Raw genomic sequence first — 15462 nt, forward strand, 5'->3', positions numbered from 1 at the left:
CACCGATGGGCCGGACGCCGGGGACCAGTCTGACGCACCGCACTGACAGTCGGTGCCCCTCGGGGTCAAGTCGTTCCGAGCGGCACCGGAGGCTCCGAGCGAGAGTTGTGCACAGCCCCGACTTCGAAACGGTTCTCTGGCTCTCTCTAGTTGCTAGTAGTAGTAGGGGCTGTGGATACCGTGGATAACCCCGTTTTCGCAGGTCAAAGCTGCTTTTTTGTCCACCGACCCTGTGGGTGGAGGCGGTGGATAACACGCCTCATCTGTGGACGGCGAAAAGTTCTGCACACTCCGTGCACAGGAAGGGGGTAGTTGTCCCCAGCGTCGTCCCCAGCTTTGCCCACGTTCCCCACAGCCCAACCCGGCACCTTCGTGTGACGCCTTTCACTCGACCCGGTGAGAACGCGCGTCGAGTTGCCGAACAGTGGACAGCGATGTGGAGAAGCTGACGATCACTGGGGACAACTGCCCCTAGCCTGTGGGTCGCCGGTGGACAACCTCCCGCGCAGCCTGTGGATGAATTCTTTGTCCACAGGCTGTGGATATCTTTTGTCCACGGATCCACAGGCAACTGAGCTGGTCTGATTCTCTTTCAGCAGCTGACCCTGTGGACAAGATCTGGACAACTTCGCAGTCCCCAGGGTGTGGACACAAGAAAGTCGCCGAATCTGTGGAGGACGCCCGTAACCAGGCGCTTAATCGAACAGCGGATGGCTGTCGGGTAACGGTGGAACGGCTCCGGGCGGGGCTCCGGAAGGGCCCGGACGCGGTTTTCGGGACGTGTAGGGGGGCGTCCGAGCACATCCGAGGCCGTTGGGGACGGAGCTGAGGGCCTTCTTGCTGCCGATGCCAGCCTGCTGCCGCCTCTGCTGCCGGAACGGCGAAGGCGCCCTCGGGAACGACTCCCGGGGCGCCTTCGGCGACGTGACGCGGTGGCTGTCAGCCGTTCTTGATGCGGTTCGTGAGTTCGGTGACCTGGTTGTAGATCGAGCGGCGCTCCGCCATCAGCGCGCGGATCTTGCGGTCGGCGTGCATCACGGTCGTGTGGTCGCGGCCGCCGAACTGCGCGCCGATCTTCGGCAGGGAGAGGTCCGTGAGCTCGCGGCAGAGGTACATGGCGATCTGCCGGGCCGTCACCAGGACCCGGCTGCGCGAGGAGCCGCACAGGTCGTCCACCGTGAGGCCGAAGTAGTCGGCGGTGGCGGCCATGATCGCCGGCGCGGTGATCTCCGGGGACGAGTCCTCACCGCCGGGGATCAGATCCTTGAGGACGATCTCCGTCAGACCGAGGTCGACCGGCTGCCGGTTGAGCGACGCGAACGCCGTCACCCGGATCAGCGCCCCCTCCAGCTCGCGGATGTTGCGCGAGATGCGGGACGCGATGAACTCCAGCACCTCCGGCGGGGCGTTGAGCTGTTCCTGCACCGCCTTCTTACGGAGGATGGCGATACGGGTCTCCAGCTCGGGCGGCTGGACGTCCGTGGTCAGACCCCACTCGAACCGGTTGCGCAGCCGGTCCTCCAGCGTGACCAGCTGCCTGGGCGGCCGGTCGGAGGAGAGCACGATCTGCTTGTTCGCGTTGTGGAGCGTGTTGAAGGTGTGGAAGAACTCCTCCTGCGTCGACTCCTTGTCCGCCAGGAACTGGATGTCGTCGACGAGCAGGATGTCCATCTCGCGGTACCGCTTGCGGAAGCTGTCGCCCTTGCCGTCGCGGATGGAGTTGATGAACTCGTTGGTGAACTCCTCGGAGCTCACGTACCGCACCCGCGTGCCCGGGTAGAGGCTGCGCGCGTAGTGCCCGATCGCGTGCAGCAGGTGCGTCTTGCCGAGGCCGGACTCCCCGTAGATGAACAGCGGGTTGTACGCCTTGGCCGGCGCCTCGGCGACGGCGACCGCGGCCGCGTGCGCGAAACGGTTCGAGGCACCGATGACGAAGGTGTCGAAGAGGTACTTGGGATTGAGTCGCGCGGTGGGCTCACCGGGACCCGTCGCGGGCGCCGGCTGCGCGGCCAGCGGGCCCGGAGCGCCGCTGGAGGCGGGCAGTGACGAGCCGACGGGGCCGCCGCGGTGGACATGGCCCATGCCGGACGGGGACGGCGGCTCGGACCGGTCGCGGCGGTCCGGACGCTGGTCGTAGTCGGAGCGGGACTGGTCGTAGTCGCGCTGCTGCTCGTAGTCGGACCGCTGGTCGTACGGCGAGCGGCCCGGCTGCTGCCGGTAGTCCCGCGGAGGGGACGCGTAGGGGTCGCGGTCGGGGAAGCCGAGCCGCTGCTGCTGCCAGCCGTAGTCGTCCTGCGAGGGCCGCGGCCAGGCACCCGGATCGGGGCGCTGGTAGTCGGGGTACGCGGGGCGGGCCGTCGGGAGCTGGTCCTCGTGGGAGGGCTGCTGCTGGTCGGAGCGGCCCTGCGGATGGTCGTCCATGCGGTCGTCCGCGCGGTGCCGGCCGTACCCGCGGTAGCCGTCGCGGCCCTGCGAGGGCGGGCGCTCGGGTTCCTCGTAACGCTGCTGCGACTGCTGGGTCGGCGACGACGACGACGGCGCGGGGGATTCCCCCATGGAGTCGTCGACGGTGATCGCGATACGGATCGGCCGGCCGCACTCGCGGCTCAGCGTTTCGCTGACGACCGGCGCCAGGCGCCCTTCGAGGACGCCCTTCGCGAACTCGTTCGGGACGGCCAGCAGTGCGGTGTCCGCCACCAGTGCAAGCGGCTGACAGCGCTTGATCCAGTGTTCGTCCTTCGTCTCGACACCCTGCCCGCGGCCCTCCCCGAGAAGTTGCTCCAATACTCGTGGCCACACTGCGGCAAGATCGGCAGGTACGTCAGCCACAGGGCACGCTCTCTCACGGGTCCCACGAACGTGTGATTCCTGGGACGGGTCGGGTTGGAACTCGCTGAACGGGGTGGACGAAGCCGCTGGGGCGGCCGGAACGAATGAGATGGAGCGGAGAGAAGGGAACGAACCGGAGTCCGGCCACGGTAGTCAGGGCGACCCATGCGGTTCAAGTTGTTGTCCCCAGCCTGTGGACAGTGTCTCCTCGGCGGAGCCGGTTTGACCGAATGGCGCAGCCGCGCGTACCGTGACCAGGTCGAGTTGTCGATGGCTGCTGCCGCCTGCCTCCGATGGGCACAGATCGCGAACAGTGATCGGGAAGCGGTGCACTCGGGCGTAATACGAGCTACTCGTGGGCGCACGGTGACAGCCAGGACGGCACTCCGCCGCCACCGATTCTTTCTGGAGCCCCCGAGTGAGCAAGCGCACCTTCCAGCCGAACAACCGCCGTCGTGCCAAGACCCACGGCTTCCGCCTGCGGATGCGTACCCGTGCCGGTCGTGCGATTCTCGCGAACCGCCGTGTCAAGGGTCGCAGCAGCCTGTCCGCCTGATTACTGAACAGGTCATGACGTGCTGCCTTCCGAACATCGGCTGAGGCGGCGCGAGGACTTCGCGACCGCGGTACGCCGAGGACGCCGGGCTGGACGCCCGCTCCTCGTCGTCCACCTTCGTAGCGGTGCAACAGACCCGCACGTGCCTGGGGAGAACACTCCCCCGACTCGTGCGGGTTTCGTTGTCAGCAAAGCCGTGGGCGGAGCCGTCGTACGCAACAAGGTGAAGCGTCGGCTTCGCCATCTGATGCGTACGCGAGTGGCTCGCCTGACCCCCGGTAGCCTGGTAGTCGTACGAGCGCTGCCCGGTGCGGGCGACGCCGACCATGCACAGCTGGCCCGAGACCTGGACGCCGCCCTGGAGCGGCTGATGGGAGGGGGCGCGCGATGAAGTACCCGCTGCTGGCTCTCATCAAGATGTACCAGTGGACCATCAGCCCGTTGCTCGGGCCGGTGTGCAAGTACTACCCGTCGTGTTCCCACTACGGGTACCAAGCCATCGACCGGCACGGTGCGATCAAGGGAACGGCACTCACCGCCTGGCGCATTCTGCGGTGCAATCCGTGGTCGCTGGGCGGTGTGGACCATGTCCCGCCGCGCAAACGTCCGCGGTGGCACGAGATGCCGCGCAACGCCTGGCGTGCACGCAAGGGCGGGAACTCCGCCGCCGAACCGGCCACCGAGGGGCACGGTATGTCCAACCATCCCTCAAGCCCGGCCGCCGAGACCCCGTCCCATGCTCAAGGAGCCTGATTAGTGGACACGATTGCCGGTATTTTCAGCTTCATCACGACACCCGTTTCCTGGGTCATCGTCCAGTTCCACTCGGTGTACGGCGCCATCTTCGGCCCCGACACGGGCTGGGCCTGGGGCTTGTCCATCGTGTCCCTGGTGATCCTGATCCGTATCTGCCTGATCCCGCTCTTCGTGAAGCAGATCAAGGCCACCCGGGCGATGCAGACGCTCCAGCCCGAGATGAAGAAGATCCAGGAGCGCTACAAGAACGACAAGCAGCGCCAGTCCGAAGAGATGATGAAGCTGTACAAGGAGACGGGCACCAACCCGCTCTCCTCGTGCCTTCCCATCCTGGCGCAGTCGCCGTTCTTCTTCGCCCTGTACCACGTGCTCAACAGCATCGCGTCGAACGACACCATCGGCGTGATCAACAACCGGCTGCTGGAGAGCGCGCAGAAGGCGCACATCTTCGGTGCCCCGCTGGCCTCGAAGTTCACGGACGGCAGCGCCAAGGTCCAGGAACTGGGTTCCACGATCACCGACGTGCGCGTCGTCACGGCGATCATGATCGTCCTGATGTCGTTCTCGCAGTTCTACACGCAGCGCCAGCTGATGACGAAGAACGTCGACACCACGGTCAAGACACCGTTCATGCAGCAGCAGAAGATGCTGATGTACGTCTTCCCGATCATGTTCGCCGTCTTCGGTATCAACTTCCCCGTCGGTGTCCTCGTCTACTGGCTGACCACCAACGTGTGGACCATGGGCCAGCAGATGTACGTCATCCGCAACAACCCGACGCCGGGTTCCAAGGCTCAGGCCTCCTACCTGGAGCGTCTGACCAAGCACATCACCCAGCACGGCAAGACGCGTGGACGTGGACAGAAGGCCGTCGTCAAGGCCATCGTCGCCAAGGGCCGTGACCGCAACGAGTTCGAGCGCAAGTTCATCAACGGATTGACCAAGTCGGGCCTGGCGGCCCAGGCCGACGGCAACGTGGTGAAGAGCGAGGCCTCGACCCTGGTCGAGACCGAGGACGGCACCCCGGCGGCGGGTGCGGCTCCCAAGCGCCAGCAGCCCAAGCGCCAGAGCAAGTCGCAGCGGCAGTCGGGCACGGTCCAGGGCGGTGCCAAGGCCGCGGACGAGTCCGAGCCGAAGACCTCCCTCAGCAAGTCCGACGAACCGCAGGACGCCAAGCCCGGCCCCAAGCCGGCGGGCGGCAAGCCCGCGTCCGGCGGCACCCGCAGCAAGGCCCAGTCCGGACAGCGCAAGGGTCCGCAGCGGCCCAAGTCCCCGTCCAAGAAGTAAGCAAGAAGGAGTCCATCCCGTGACGGAAGGCACCACCTCCGCTGCCCCTGAGGGTGGCGACACCCTGACCCGCCTGGAGCAGGAGGGCGAGATCGCGGCCGACTACCTGGAGGGTCTGCTGGACATCGCCGACCTCGACGGCGACATCGACATGGATGTCGAGGCCGATCGTGCGGCTGTCTCGATCATCAGTGACTCCCACAGCCGCGACCTGCAGAAGCTGGTCGGCCGTGACGGCGAGGTGCTGGAGGCACTCCAAGAGCTCACCCGCCTGGCCGTGCACCGGGAGACCGGAGACCGCAGCCGACTGATGCTGGACATCGCGGGCTATCGCGCCAAGAAGCGTGAGGAGCTCTCCGAGCTGGGCGCGAAGACCGCGGCCGAGGTCAGGAGCTCCGGGGAGCCGGTCAAGATGGACCCGATGACGCCCTTCGAGCGCAAGGTGGTGCACGACGCCGTCAAGGCTGCCGGCCTGCGCAGCGAGTCCGAGGGCGAGGAGCCGCAGCGCTTCGTTGTCGTGCTCCCCGCCTGATCAAGCACGTCGTACTCCCGGCCCCGTCTGTGTTCGCAGGCGGGGCCGAATTTTGTCAGCCCGGTGTGTGTCGATAGTTCCTGATAGTCCTTGTAGTCAGCGCGTCATGCGCTCAAGCGGTACGGAAGGACGGTTCCCCGTGACGGAGGCAGCGGAGCTCCCCCCTGCGCCCGAGCAGGCTCGGGCGGTATTCGGTGATCGCTTCGCGGACGCGGTTCGGTTCGCGGAGTTGCTGGCCGACGTGGGAGTTCAGCGCGGTCTGATCGGTCCTCGTGAAGTGCCTCGTCTGTGGGAACGGCATCTGTTGAACTGTGCCGTGCTCTCGGAAGTGGTTCCGGAGGGCGTGACCGTGTGCGACGTCGGCTCCGGGGCCGGTCTGCCCGGCATCCCCCTGGCCCTTGTCCGGACGGACCTCAAGATCACGCTGCTTGAGCCGCTGCTGCGGCGCACGAACTTTCTCAACGAGGTCGTCGAGTTGCTCGGGCTCGACCATGTCACCGTCGTCCGTGGGCGTGCCGAGGAGGTCCTCGGCACGCTGCCTCCGGTCCATGTGGTGACGGCCCGGGCGGTGGCTCCTCTGGACCGCCTGGCGGCCTGGGGAGTGCCGCTCCTGCGTCCCTACGGAGAGATGCTGCTCCTCAAGGGCGACACCGCGGAGGAAGAGGTCAAGAGCGCCGGAGCCGCCCTGAGCAAGCTCGGAGCCGTTGACACCTCGGTGCTGCACGTTGGTGAGGGCGTTGTGGAACCCCTGGCCACGGTGGTGCGTGTGGAGGTCGGGGAGAGCCCAGGAGGTGTGCGGTTCGCGGCCAAACGGGCGAAGGCGGCGCGGACAGGGAGGACCCGGAGGCGTCGCTGACCGCAGCCCGGTGGGGAGGTCGGACTGCGGGTGCACGTCGTCGGGGCGGAGACACGTTGACTGATCCGTCCTGACGACGAGACGTACTCCACACAAGCTGCCAAACCTGTGCATGCCGGAGTGTCGCGCGATGGCGGCTCCGCACGCTGTGCATCGTGTTTCACGTGAAACGTCGCTCATTGCTGCACGGCATCATCGGTCGCGGCCGCGCCGCGGCCGAACCCCGCGACCGTAACCCGCTGGGATCCTTGGGATCCCGCGGGAAAAGAGCCTCTCCTGACCGAAGCGCGTCCTCCGAAGAGGGCACGGAGTTGTCCACAGAGGTGGATTTCTCCACAGAAGCACGGGCCTCGCTGGTTCATGACCCCGGTGGCATGGGAGGCTCTGTTCATTGCGAGCCTGAAGTCGAGGAGAGTGAATCCTTGCGGTCCGACGCCAACATCGCGGGACCGATGACCGATCCGGTCCCCGGTCCCCGAACCGAGTCGATCGGGGACGATGTTTCACGTGAAACACCGCCCCCGATGGACGACACTCCCATTGGTCGTGCTGCCCAACTTGCTGTGGAGGCTCTAGGTCGAGCCGGTGAGGGCCTGCCACGGCCCGAGCAGACCCGCGTCATGGTGGTCGCCAACCAGAAGGGCGGGGTCGGAAAGACCACGACCACGGTCAACCTTGCTGCCTCTCTCGCGCTGCACGGCGGCCGGGTCCTGGTGATCGATCTGGATCCCCAGGGCAATGCGTCCACCGCGCTGGGCATCGACCATCACGCCGACGTTCCGTCCATCTACGACGTGCTGATCGACAGCAGGCCACTCTCCGAGGTTGTTCAGCCGGTCCCAGACGTTGAGGGCCTCTTCTGCGCCCCCGCCACGATTGATCTCGCCGGTGCCGAGATCGAGCTGGTGTCCCTGGTGGCACGAGAGAGCCGACTGGAACGGGCGATCCTGGCGTACGAGCAGCCGCTCGACTACATCCTCATCGACTGCCCGCCCTCCCTGGGACTGCTGACGGTCAACGCGCTCGTCGCGGGCGCCGAGGTCCTCATCCCGATCCAGTGCGAGTACTACGCACTGGAGGGCCTGGGCCAGCTGCTGCGCAACGTCGACCTGGTACGGGGACACCTCAACCCCGACCTGCATGTGTCGACGATCCTGCTCACCATGTACGACGGCAGGACGCGTCTCGCCTCCCAGGTCGCCGACGAGGTGCGCAGCCACTTCGGTGAAGAGGTACTGCGAACAAGCATTCCGCGCTCGGTCCGTATCTCCGAAGCCCCCAGCTATGGGCAGACGGTGCTGACCTACGACCCGGGATCGAGCGGCGCCCTCTCCTATCTTGAGGCGGCGCGCGAGATCGCATTGCGCGGAGCCGGCGTGGCCTACGACGCGCAACACGCCCACATGGGCGGACCCAATGAACAGAGCATGGTGGAGGGGATCCAGTGAGTGAGCGACGGAGGGGGTTGGGCCGTGGTCTCGGCGCACTGATCCCCGCTGCCCCGACAGGGGAGAAGGCAGTACCACCGGCGATGGGCGGAGCCTCCACATCGCCGGGAGCCGTACCGGTGCTCACCGCCGAGCGCGGGGTGGCGGCGGCCAAGGTCGCCGCACTTCCGCCGGCCCAGGTTGCACATGAGCCGGAAGAGCCGTCGGTGAGCGTATTCGGGGAGGCTCCAGCGGCACCTGTGGGTGCGTACTTCGCTGAGCTGCCCATCGACTTCATCACGCCGAACCCGCGGCAGCCCCGAGAGGTGTTCGACGACGATGCTCTCGCCGAACTCGTCACCTCCATCAAGGAGGTCGGGCTTCTTCAGCCGGTCGTCGTACGGGAGGCGGGGCCGACGCGCTATGAGCTCATCATGGGCGAGCGGCGCTGGAGGGCCTGTCGTGAGGCAGGGCTTGAGGCCATCCCGGCGATCGTGCGAGCCACGGACGACGAGAAGCTCCTCCTGGACGCTCTTCTGGAGAACCTGCACCGGGCTCAGCTGAACCCGTTGGAAGAGGCTGCCGCCTACGACCAACTGCTCCAGGACTTCAACTGCACGCACGATCAGCTGGCCGACCGCATCGGGCGGTCACGCCCTCAGGTCTCCAACACCCTGCGTCTGCTGAAGCTCTCGCCGTCCGTTCAGCGTCGCGTGGCCGCTGGTGTTCTTTCCGCCGGACACGCCCGGGCTCTGCTCTCCGTCGCGGACTCGGAGGAACAGGACCGACTGGCTCATCGGATCGTGGCCGAGGGGCTTTCGGTGCGGGCCGTCGAAGAGATCGTCACCCTCATGGGTTCACGGCCGCAGTCGGCTCCGCGCTCCAAGGGGCCACGAGCCGGTGCTCTGGTCTCTCCCGCGCTGAGTGATCTCGCGGGTCGTCTCTCGGATCGCTTCGAGACCCGGGTGAAGGTCGACCTCGGCCAGAAGAAGGGCAAGATCACCGTCGAGTTCGCCTCGATGGAGGACCTTGAGCGAATCCTCGGCTCACTCGCTCCCGGTGAGGGCCCGGTTCTGCAGAAGAGTCTCTTGGACGACGACTCCGAGGACCCGGAGTCCTGAGCCTTGATCGGCCGGTCGGCTGCGAATGGCCGGCCGGCGGAGCGGGCCGTGTCCGGTGTGTACCGGAACACGGCCCGCTCTTTGCTTTCTGTCGGTATCGATGGAATCGCATCGTGGATACGATGCGTTCGGGTATGGCGCATTCACCTGGCAGTACCTTTTGTGGGGAGGCGGAGGCCATGCGAACGGTGAGCCGCACAGGACTGGTGAGTGCGGGTCTGGGTCTAGGCATCGTCGGAGGGTTCGTCGGCAGCCTGCTCAGAGAACGGAGCGCTCTGACAGCCGCCCGCGACGCCGCGGGCGAGGGAAGCGAGGAACTGCCTTCATGGGGCGCCGGCTCGTACCGCTCACGCTGGACAACCTTCAGGACCTTCCCAAGCGCTGTCGCGCGTGTGTCTTCTGGGAGTTGGACCCAGTCAGTGGCCAGGCCGCGGTGAAGGCAGGCACTCCCGACCTGGAAAAGGAGGCCTGGATCTCCGCTGTTCTCCTGGAGTGGGGATCCTGCGGCCGGGTCGTCTACGTGGATGACGCTCCGGTGGGCTTCGTGATGTACGCACCGCCCGCCTACGTGCCGCGTGCAACGGCGTTTCCCACGAGCCCGGTCTCGCCCGACGCGATCCAGTTGATGACGGCCTTCATCCTGCCGGAGTTCCAGGGGCAGGGGCTCGGGCGGGTGATGGTCCAGACGGTTGCCAAGGATCTGCTGCGGCGAGGCTTCAAAGCCATCGAGGCTTTTGGGGACGCCCGGTGGAAGGAGCCCGCCTGCGTCCTTCCCGCCGACCATCTGCTGGCCGTGGGCTTCAAGACCGTCCGGCCGCACCCCACATACCCGCGTCTGCGTCTGGAGCTACGGACGACGCTCTCCTGGAAGGAAGATGTGGAGTTGGCGCTCGACCGGCTGCTGGGAGCCGTACAGAAGGAACCAGCCCTGCGCCCGTTGTAGAGCGGATCGTGCTGGACATACGAATGGGCCGACCCGTCGGGGTCGGCCCATTCATGTTTCACGTGAAACATCGTCGCCCGCAAGCGACGGCTTGCCGAATTACTCGGCGATGAAGTCCTCAAGGTCCCGCACGATCGCGGCCTTCGGCTTCGCGCCCACGATGGTCTTGGCGACCTCGCCACCCTGGTAGACGTTCAGGGTCGGGATGGACATGACGCCGTACTTGGCTGCCGTATCCGGGTTCTCGTCGATGTTGAGCTTGACGACCTCGATCTTGTCGCCGTACTCGGCGGCGATCGCCTCAAGAGACGGGGCAATCTGGCGGCACGGACCGCACCAAGCGGCCCAGAAGTCGACCAGTACGGGCTTCTCGCTCTTCAGTACGTCCTGCTCGAAAGAGTCGTCTGTCACGTGCTTCAGGGTGCCGGCCACGGCGGGCTCCTTAACTGGTTGGTGCGGTGGGGCGGATGGGGGTCAGACAGTGGTCTTCTCGGGCTCCGCAGGTTCACCGTCCGCGAGGGCGGCGAGGAATCGCTCGGCGTCGAGAGCCGCGGAGCAGCCGGTGCCGGCCGCGGTGATTGCCTGGCGGTAGGTGTGGTCGACAACGTCGCCGGCGGCGAAGACACCCGCCAGGTTCGTACGGGTCGAGGGCGCCTCGACCTCCAGGTAGCCCTCCTCGTCCAGGTTGAGCTGGCCCTTGAAGAGCTCCGTGCGCGGGTCATGGCCGATTGCGATGAACAGGCCGGTGACAGGCAGCTCGGACGTCTCGCCGGTCTTCAGGTTGCGCAGCTTCAGGCCGGCGAGCTTCTGGTCGCCCTGGATCTCGGCCACCTCGCTGTCCCAGACGAACTTGATCTTCGGGTCGGCGAAGGCGCGCTCCTGCATCGCCTTGGAGGCGCGCAGCGTCTCGCGCCGGTGGACGATGGTCACGGACTTGGCGAACCGTGAGAGGAAGGTGGCCTCCTCCATGGCGGTGTCGCCGCCGCCGATCACGGCGATGTCCTGGTCCTTGAAGAAGAAGCCGTCACAGGTCGCGCACCAGGAGACGCCGCGTCCGGAGAGGGCGTCCTCCTTCGGCAGACCCAGCTTGCGGTGCTGCGAGCCGGTGGTGACGATGACGGCCCTCGCCCGGTGGACGGTGCCCGCGGTATCCGTGACGGTCTTGATCTCACCGCTGAGGTCGACCGAGACGATGTCGTCCGGAATCAGCTCGGCACCGAAGCGCTCAGCCTGTGCCCGCATGTTGTCCATGAGCTCGGGGCCCATGATTCCGTCCTGGAAGCCGGGGAAGTTCTCCACCTCGGTCGTGTTCATAAGGGCACCACCCGCGGTGACGGCGCCCTCGAAGACCAGCGGCTTCAGTGACGCGCGCGCGGTATAGAGCGCCGCCGTGTAGCCGGCGGGCCCGGAGCCGATGATGATCACGTTACGGACGTCGGTCACGGCTTGATTCCTCGTCTCTGGGGACTGCTACGTACGACCGGGGGAGCTTCTCTCGGAACTCTCACCCCACCCAACGGATCCTAAGGGGCGCGCATTCCCGCTGTGTCCGGGCATACGAGGACGAGGCACCGCGAGGGGAGGTCAGAGCCGGGACGGAGCGTGCCGAGAGCAGTCCGTGGCAGAACCGAGCGGGATCAGCTGCGCGGGTAGGAGCGCTCCAGTAGGACCTTGCCGGTGGAGATCGACGGCTTGTCCACACAAGCGGAGTCGACGACGTATGCCGTTACCTGTGTGACGTCGGTGGCGGCGGGGAGCACCACGAGAAACGCCTCGGTGCCCTCGTAGGAGCCTTCCCTGGAGGCGATCGGAGTCGCATCACGGCCGATCCCCTGCATGACGCAGCTGGGCACCGAGTCCGTGGGTGTGTTCAAGATCTTCGGGCCATCAGTCGACTCGGTGCCGCGGGGGCGGGAGCTGCGAGGACCGCCGTCCTTCTTCTCCTCCGCCTTGGCCAGGAGATCCGTGACCTGGCTCTCCAGCTTCTCTCCGGCGAACGTGTTCGCGGAGTCGCTCCGCTGTGGAAGTACCGACGGCGGTTCGTGGTCCGTGCCGTCGCCACCCATCGCCTGGATCAGCAGGCCTCCAAGGCCCAGCGCGGCAGCCGTGAACATGGCGCCCAGGACGACGGTGCTGCGGCGACCGCGACGGGGGCGGTTCGTGCGACCCGGTCCGGTGGCGGCACGGGGATGCCCTGCGGGGCGGTTCGGCCCGGTCGATGTTTCACGTGAAACATGCCCGCTGCCGCTGCCGCTGCCGTTGCTCACGCCCTCGCGCTCGTCGTCGGGCGACGGATGGGACTCGCTCCCGGATGGCAGGGCGCCCGCACGGGAAACACCGGGCGCTGTGGCATTCAGCAGGGATTCGGCAGCGAGGGCGGCGTCGATGCGTCCGACGACGTCGTCGGGCATCCGCAGAGGGCCCGGCAGCGTGCCGAGCATGCCGCGGATCTCTTCCAGCGAGTCGTACACGTCGGCGCAGAGCGTGCAGTCGTCCAGGTGGCGTCGTACATCCGTTGAACGGGACGGGGGGAGCAGACCTTCGGTGAGGTCGGAGATCTCCGTGACGTCCGGGTGTCCGGCCGTGTCGGTCGTGGATGTCACGCTCGCCCACCTCCGCCCTTCACAGCAGCTGAATCGCTTGGTCCGTCATGTGGCCCCGCTGCGGGTGGGACGGATGTCCCCTGCGTACGGTTCCTTCCCTCGCTCGACTTCTTGCTCGGTCTGTCGCTCCCGCTGTCCGTGCGCAGGTGTGTGAGCAGGGGGAGGAGTCTGGCTCTGCCACGAGCACAGCGGCTCTTGACCGTGCCGGTCGGCACATCGAGCAGACTGGCGGCCTCCGCCACGGGGTAGCCCTGCATGTCCACCAGGACGAGAGCGGCCCGCTGATCGGCGGGCAGAGTGCTCAGGGCCGCCAGCAGCTCGCGGTGCAGATCATTGCGTTCGGCCGGCGCGGAAGCCGACTCATGCGGCTCCAGGAGCTGCTCCAGGCGTTCCGTGTCGGCCACGGGCGAGGTCTTCCTGGAGGCCGTCTTGCGGGCCCGGTCCAGGCAGGCGTTCACCGTGATCCGGTGCAGCCAGGTGGTGACGGCCGACTGGCGACGAAAGGTGTGGGCGGCCCGGTAGGCGGAGACGAGAGCGTCCTGGACGGCGTCAGCGGCTTCCTCGCGGTCGCCCAGCGTCCGCAGGGCCACGGCCCAGAGCCGGTCGCGGTGGCGCCGCACGAGCTCACCGAAGGCATCGGGATCACCCTCGACATGACGGGCGAGGAGGTCCTGATCGCTTACTTCGCCGAAGGCGCCGTCCGCCATCGAACCCCCTCCCCCTCGGTCACTCCTCAGCCGGTGAACTTCACGTCGGTGATCGCCTGCTTGTAACCGGCGCCACTGAACTGGTCGCCGGCCGCTTTCGGCACCGCGGTGATCCAGACCAGAACGTACCGGGTCTTCACAGCCTTCTTGGCCGAGATCTTCAAGTCCGTCGTGCTGGTCGTGCCGGCCGCGATCTTTGTCATCGAACTCAGACTCTGTGATGACGACGACGAGTTGGCCGCGTACAGCGTGGCCGTCGTGTGGTCGCCCGCGTAGTACAGCCCTATCGAGGCCGCCGACACTTCCTTCTCGGATCCGAGGTCGTAGACGATTCCGACGCCTTGCTTGAAGGGTGCCAGCTTGGGACCGCCCCGGTAGGAGTACGTCCTCCAGTACGTGGAACTGTCCTTGTCGTACGTCAGGCCCACGTCGTTCGCGTGCTGGGGCTTGCCGTCCGGGTAGTACTCCGCGGCGCTCTGGATGGTGAGCGGCCTGGCCGGCTTCGTCTCGTCGCCGCTCTTGTCGTTGTCGTCCGTGATCTGGGTGTCGCCGGTCTCGTCGGACTTCCCGTGATCCATGAGCGCGTCGGCGAGCTGCCAGCTGCCGAGTCCCAGCGCGGCAATCAGAAGCGCGGACACGGCCCACTTGAGGGCTTTGCCGGTGCGGGTCTGCAGCGGGGGAAGCGGCGCCGGCATCACCTGGGTGGCTCCCGGGTGAGGCGCGGGACGGCCGTAGTTGCCCTGCTGGTACGTCGTGCGCTGATACTCGGGCGGCGCGGTGAACGCCGGCTCGGGCGGACGGATGCGGGGCATCTCGCCGATCGCCTTCACCAGTTCCTCCGGCGTGGTGCACGGAGGTTCCTGACGGGACGCAGTGGCGCCGTCGTTGGCGAGTGCTCGCATCGCGAGCTCCGACATACCGCGGTGCACGCCTGCGCGTACCTGGTCGGGCGCGATGAGGCCGACGCCCTTGGGCAGTCCGGAGAGTCCGTACGCGTCGTCCTCGTACGGCCAGCGCTGGGTGAGCGTGGCGTACAGGAGAGCGCCGATCGCCTCCGTGTCGGTGCGCTGCGGGGTGTCGGAAGTGATGCCGCGCAGCGCGGCGTTCACAGCGAGGCCCCGGATGCGCCACTGACCGGACGAGGTGCGCAGCACGGCTCCCGGGGTCAGCTTCAGATGAGCCAGCCCTTCGCGGTGCGCGGCGGCCATCGCCTGGGACACCTGACTGACCATCTGGTACGCCTCGTGCACCTCCAGCGTTCCGGCGGCCAGGAGCGTCGTCAGCTCCGTGGCGTCGGGCAGCCATTCGTGCACCACATAGACGAGGTCGTTCTCCTCGACCGCGTCCAGGACCTGGACGAACCGGGGATCGCCCAGCAGGGCGGACGAACGGGCCGCCGCGAGGACGGAACGCGCTCGTGGATGGTCGGCGGGCAGCAGGTGCACACCGACGGCACGGCGGAGTTTCTCATCCACCGCACGCCAACTGCTGAAACCGTCCACACGGGTGACGCACTCCTCCAGGCGATAGCGTCTGGCGAGTTTGTGACCGCTGTGCAACTCGGGCGGTGAAGTCCTGCCGGGGCTGTCGGTCCCCCCGCTCCCCTGTGTCTCTTTGCTCTCCGAGCTGTCCGTGTCCCGCTCCCGGTTCTGGGCCACCCCGTCGGCCGTGGACTGGTCCGCCTTCGCGGTCAGCGGCTCATCGCCGCTGTTGTCCGCCACGTCGACGGCAGCCGTGCTCCGTTCCGCCACCGTCGCTCCTGCCTCCCCATTCGTTGCGCGCTGTCCGACGCCAAAGCCAATTGTGCCCACAGTCCGTCCCTCTGCACGACACGCGGTCGCGGAC

General features: G+C 67.0%; 15 protein-coding genes. 9 read left to right on the top strand and 6 right to left on the bottom strand.

The window, feature by feature from the left end:
* Positions 1-939: 939 nt before the first annotated feature.
* Positions 940-2829: a chromosomal replication initiator protein DnaA gene (dnaA, locus tag ACIOKD_RS35925; protein ID WP_402092186.1), complete on the bottom strand. Its 1890-nt coding sequence runs from the start codon at positions 2827-2829 to the stop codon at positions 940-942.
* 418 nt (positions 2830-3247) lie between these two features.
* Here dnaA and rpmH point away from each other — a divergent pair, with 418 nt between their 5' ends.
* The 9 genes from rpmH (at position 3248) to ACIOKD_RS35970 (ending at position 10307) form a co-directional block, all read left to right on the top strand.
* Entirely contained in the window at positions 3248-3385 is a 138-nt protein-coding gene (gene rpmH, locus ACIOKD_RS35930) for a 50S ribosomal protein L34 (RefSeq protein ID WP_055512249.1), read from the top strand.
* A 19-nt stretch (positions 3386-3404) separates the two neighbouring features.
* Positions 3405-3776, top strand: a complete 372-nt coding sequence (gene rnpA, locus ACIOKD_RS35935; protein WP_402092188.1) for a ribonuclease P protein component — start codon at positions 3405-3407, stop codon at positions 3774-3776.
* Entirely contained in the window at positions 3773-4138 is a 366-nt protein-coding gene (gene yidD, locus ACIOKD_RS35940) for a membrane protein insertion efficiency factor YidD (RefSeq protein ID WP_107020403.1), read from the top strand. Before rnpA ends, yidD begins: the two co-directional genes overlap by 4 nt.
* 3 nt (positions 4139-4141) lie before the next feature.
* Positions 4142-5428: a membrane protein insertase YidC gene (gene yidC / locus ACIOKD_RS35945; RefSeq protein ID WP_402092190.1), complete on the top strand. Its 1287-nt coding sequence runs from the start codon at positions 4142-4144 to the stop codon at positions 5426-5428.
* A gap of 19 nt (positions 5429-5447) precedes the next feature.
* Positions 5448-5960 carry a protein jag gene (locus ACIOKD_RS35950; protein WP_402092191.1) on the top strand — a complete coding sequence of 171 codons (513 nt, stop codon included), beginning with the start codon at positions 5448-5450 and terminating at the stop codon, positions 5958-5960.
* Between the two features lie 139 nt (positions 5961-6099).
* Positions 6100-6816 carry a 16S rRNA (guanine(527)-N(7))-methyltransferase RsmG gene (rsmG, locus tag ACIOKD_RS35955; RefSeq protein ID WP_402092192.1) on the top strand — a complete coding sequence of 239 codons (717 nt, stop codon included), beginning with the start codon at positions 6100-6102 and terminating at the stop codon, positions 6814-6816.
* Positions 6817-7190: 374 nt separating this feature from the next.
* The gene (locus tag ACIOKD_RS35960; RefSeq protein ID WP_402092233.1) at positions 7191-8264 is read left to right on the top strand and encodes an AAA family ATPase; all 1074 of its coding nucleotides are present in this window, start codon (positions 7191-7193) and stop codon (positions 8262-8264) included.
* On the top strand, positions 8261-9364 hold the full coding sequence (locus ACIOKD_RS35965; protein WP_402092194.1) for a ParB/RepB/Spo0J family partition protein: 1104 nt from the start codon (positions 8261-8263) through the stop codon (positions 9362-9364). Before ACIOKD_RS35960 ends, ACIOKD_RS35965 begins: the two co-directional genes overlap by 4 nt.
* A 325-nt stretch (positions 9365-9689) precedes the next feature.
* A complete protein-coding gene (locus ACIOKD_RS35970; protein WP_402092195.1) occupies positions 9690-10307 on the top strand; it encodes a GNAT family N-acetyltransferase in 618 nt (205 codons plus the stop codon).
* A gap of 99 nt (positions 10308-10406) precedes the next feature.
* On the opposite strand, the gene trxA is transcribed toward ACIOKD_RS35970, so the two are convergent.
* From trxA to ACIOKD_RS35995, 5 genes are all read right to left on the bottom strand, one after another.
* Complete coding sequence (trxA, locus tag ACIOKD_RS35975; protein ID WP_402092197.1) at positions 10407-10739, bottom strand: thioredoxin; 333 nt, start codon at positions 10737-10739, stop codon at positions 10407-10409.
* Between the two features lie 42 nt (positions 10740-10781).
* The gene (gene trxB, locus ACIOKD_RS35980) at positions 10782-11750 is read right to left on the bottom strand and encodes a thioredoxin-disulfide reductase (protein ID WP_402092198.1); all 969 of its coding nucleotides are present in this window, start codon (positions 11748-11750) and stop codon (positions 10782-10784) included.
* A 194-nt stretch (positions 11751-11944) separates the two neighbouring features.
* Entirely contained in the window at positions 11945-12910 is a 966-nt protein-coding gene (locus ACIOKD_RS35985; RefSeq protein ID WP_402092200.1) for an anti-sigma factor family protein, read from the bottom strand.
* Entirely contained in the window at positions 12907-13617 is a 711-nt protein-coding gene (sigM, locus tag ACIOKD_RS35990) for an RNA polymerase sigma factor SigM (RefSeq protein WP_402092201.1), read from the bottom strand. Before sigM ends, ACIOKD_RS35985 begins: the two co-directional genes overlap by 4 nt.
* Before the next feature lie 26 nt (positions 13618-13643).
* Positions 13644-15368, bottom strand: a complete 1725-nt coding sequence (locus ACIOKD_RS35995; protein ID WP_402092202.1) for a protein kinase family protein — start codon at positions 15366-15368, stop codon at positions 13644-13646.
* Positions 15369-15462: the final 94 nt, after the last annotated feature.

The sequence above is a fragment of the Streptomyces sp. NPDC087844 genome, from assembly GCF_044742785.1.
Taxonomy (GTDB): domain Bacteria; phylum Actinomycetota; class Actinomycetes; order Streptomycetales; family Streptomycetaceae; genus Streptomyces.

Bases quoted from the DNA above. Each gene is read 5' to 3' on its own strand.
- yidD (WP_107020403.1), top strand. From the start codon at position 3,773: ATGAAGTACCCGCTGCTGGCTCTCATCAAGATGTACCAGTGGACCATC.
- ACIOKD_RS35960 (WP_402092233.1), top strand. From the start codon at position 7,191: ATGGGAGGCTCTGTTCATTGCGAGCCTGAAGTCGAGGAGAGTGAATCC.
- ACIOKD_RS35970 (WP_402092195.1), top strand. From the start codon at position 9,690: ATGGGGCGCCGGCTCGTACCGCTCACGCTGGACAACCTTCAGGACCTT.
- sigM (WP_402092201.1), bottom strand. From the start codon at position 13,617: ATGGCGGACGGCGCCTTCGGCGAAGTAAGCGATCAGGACCTCCTCGCC.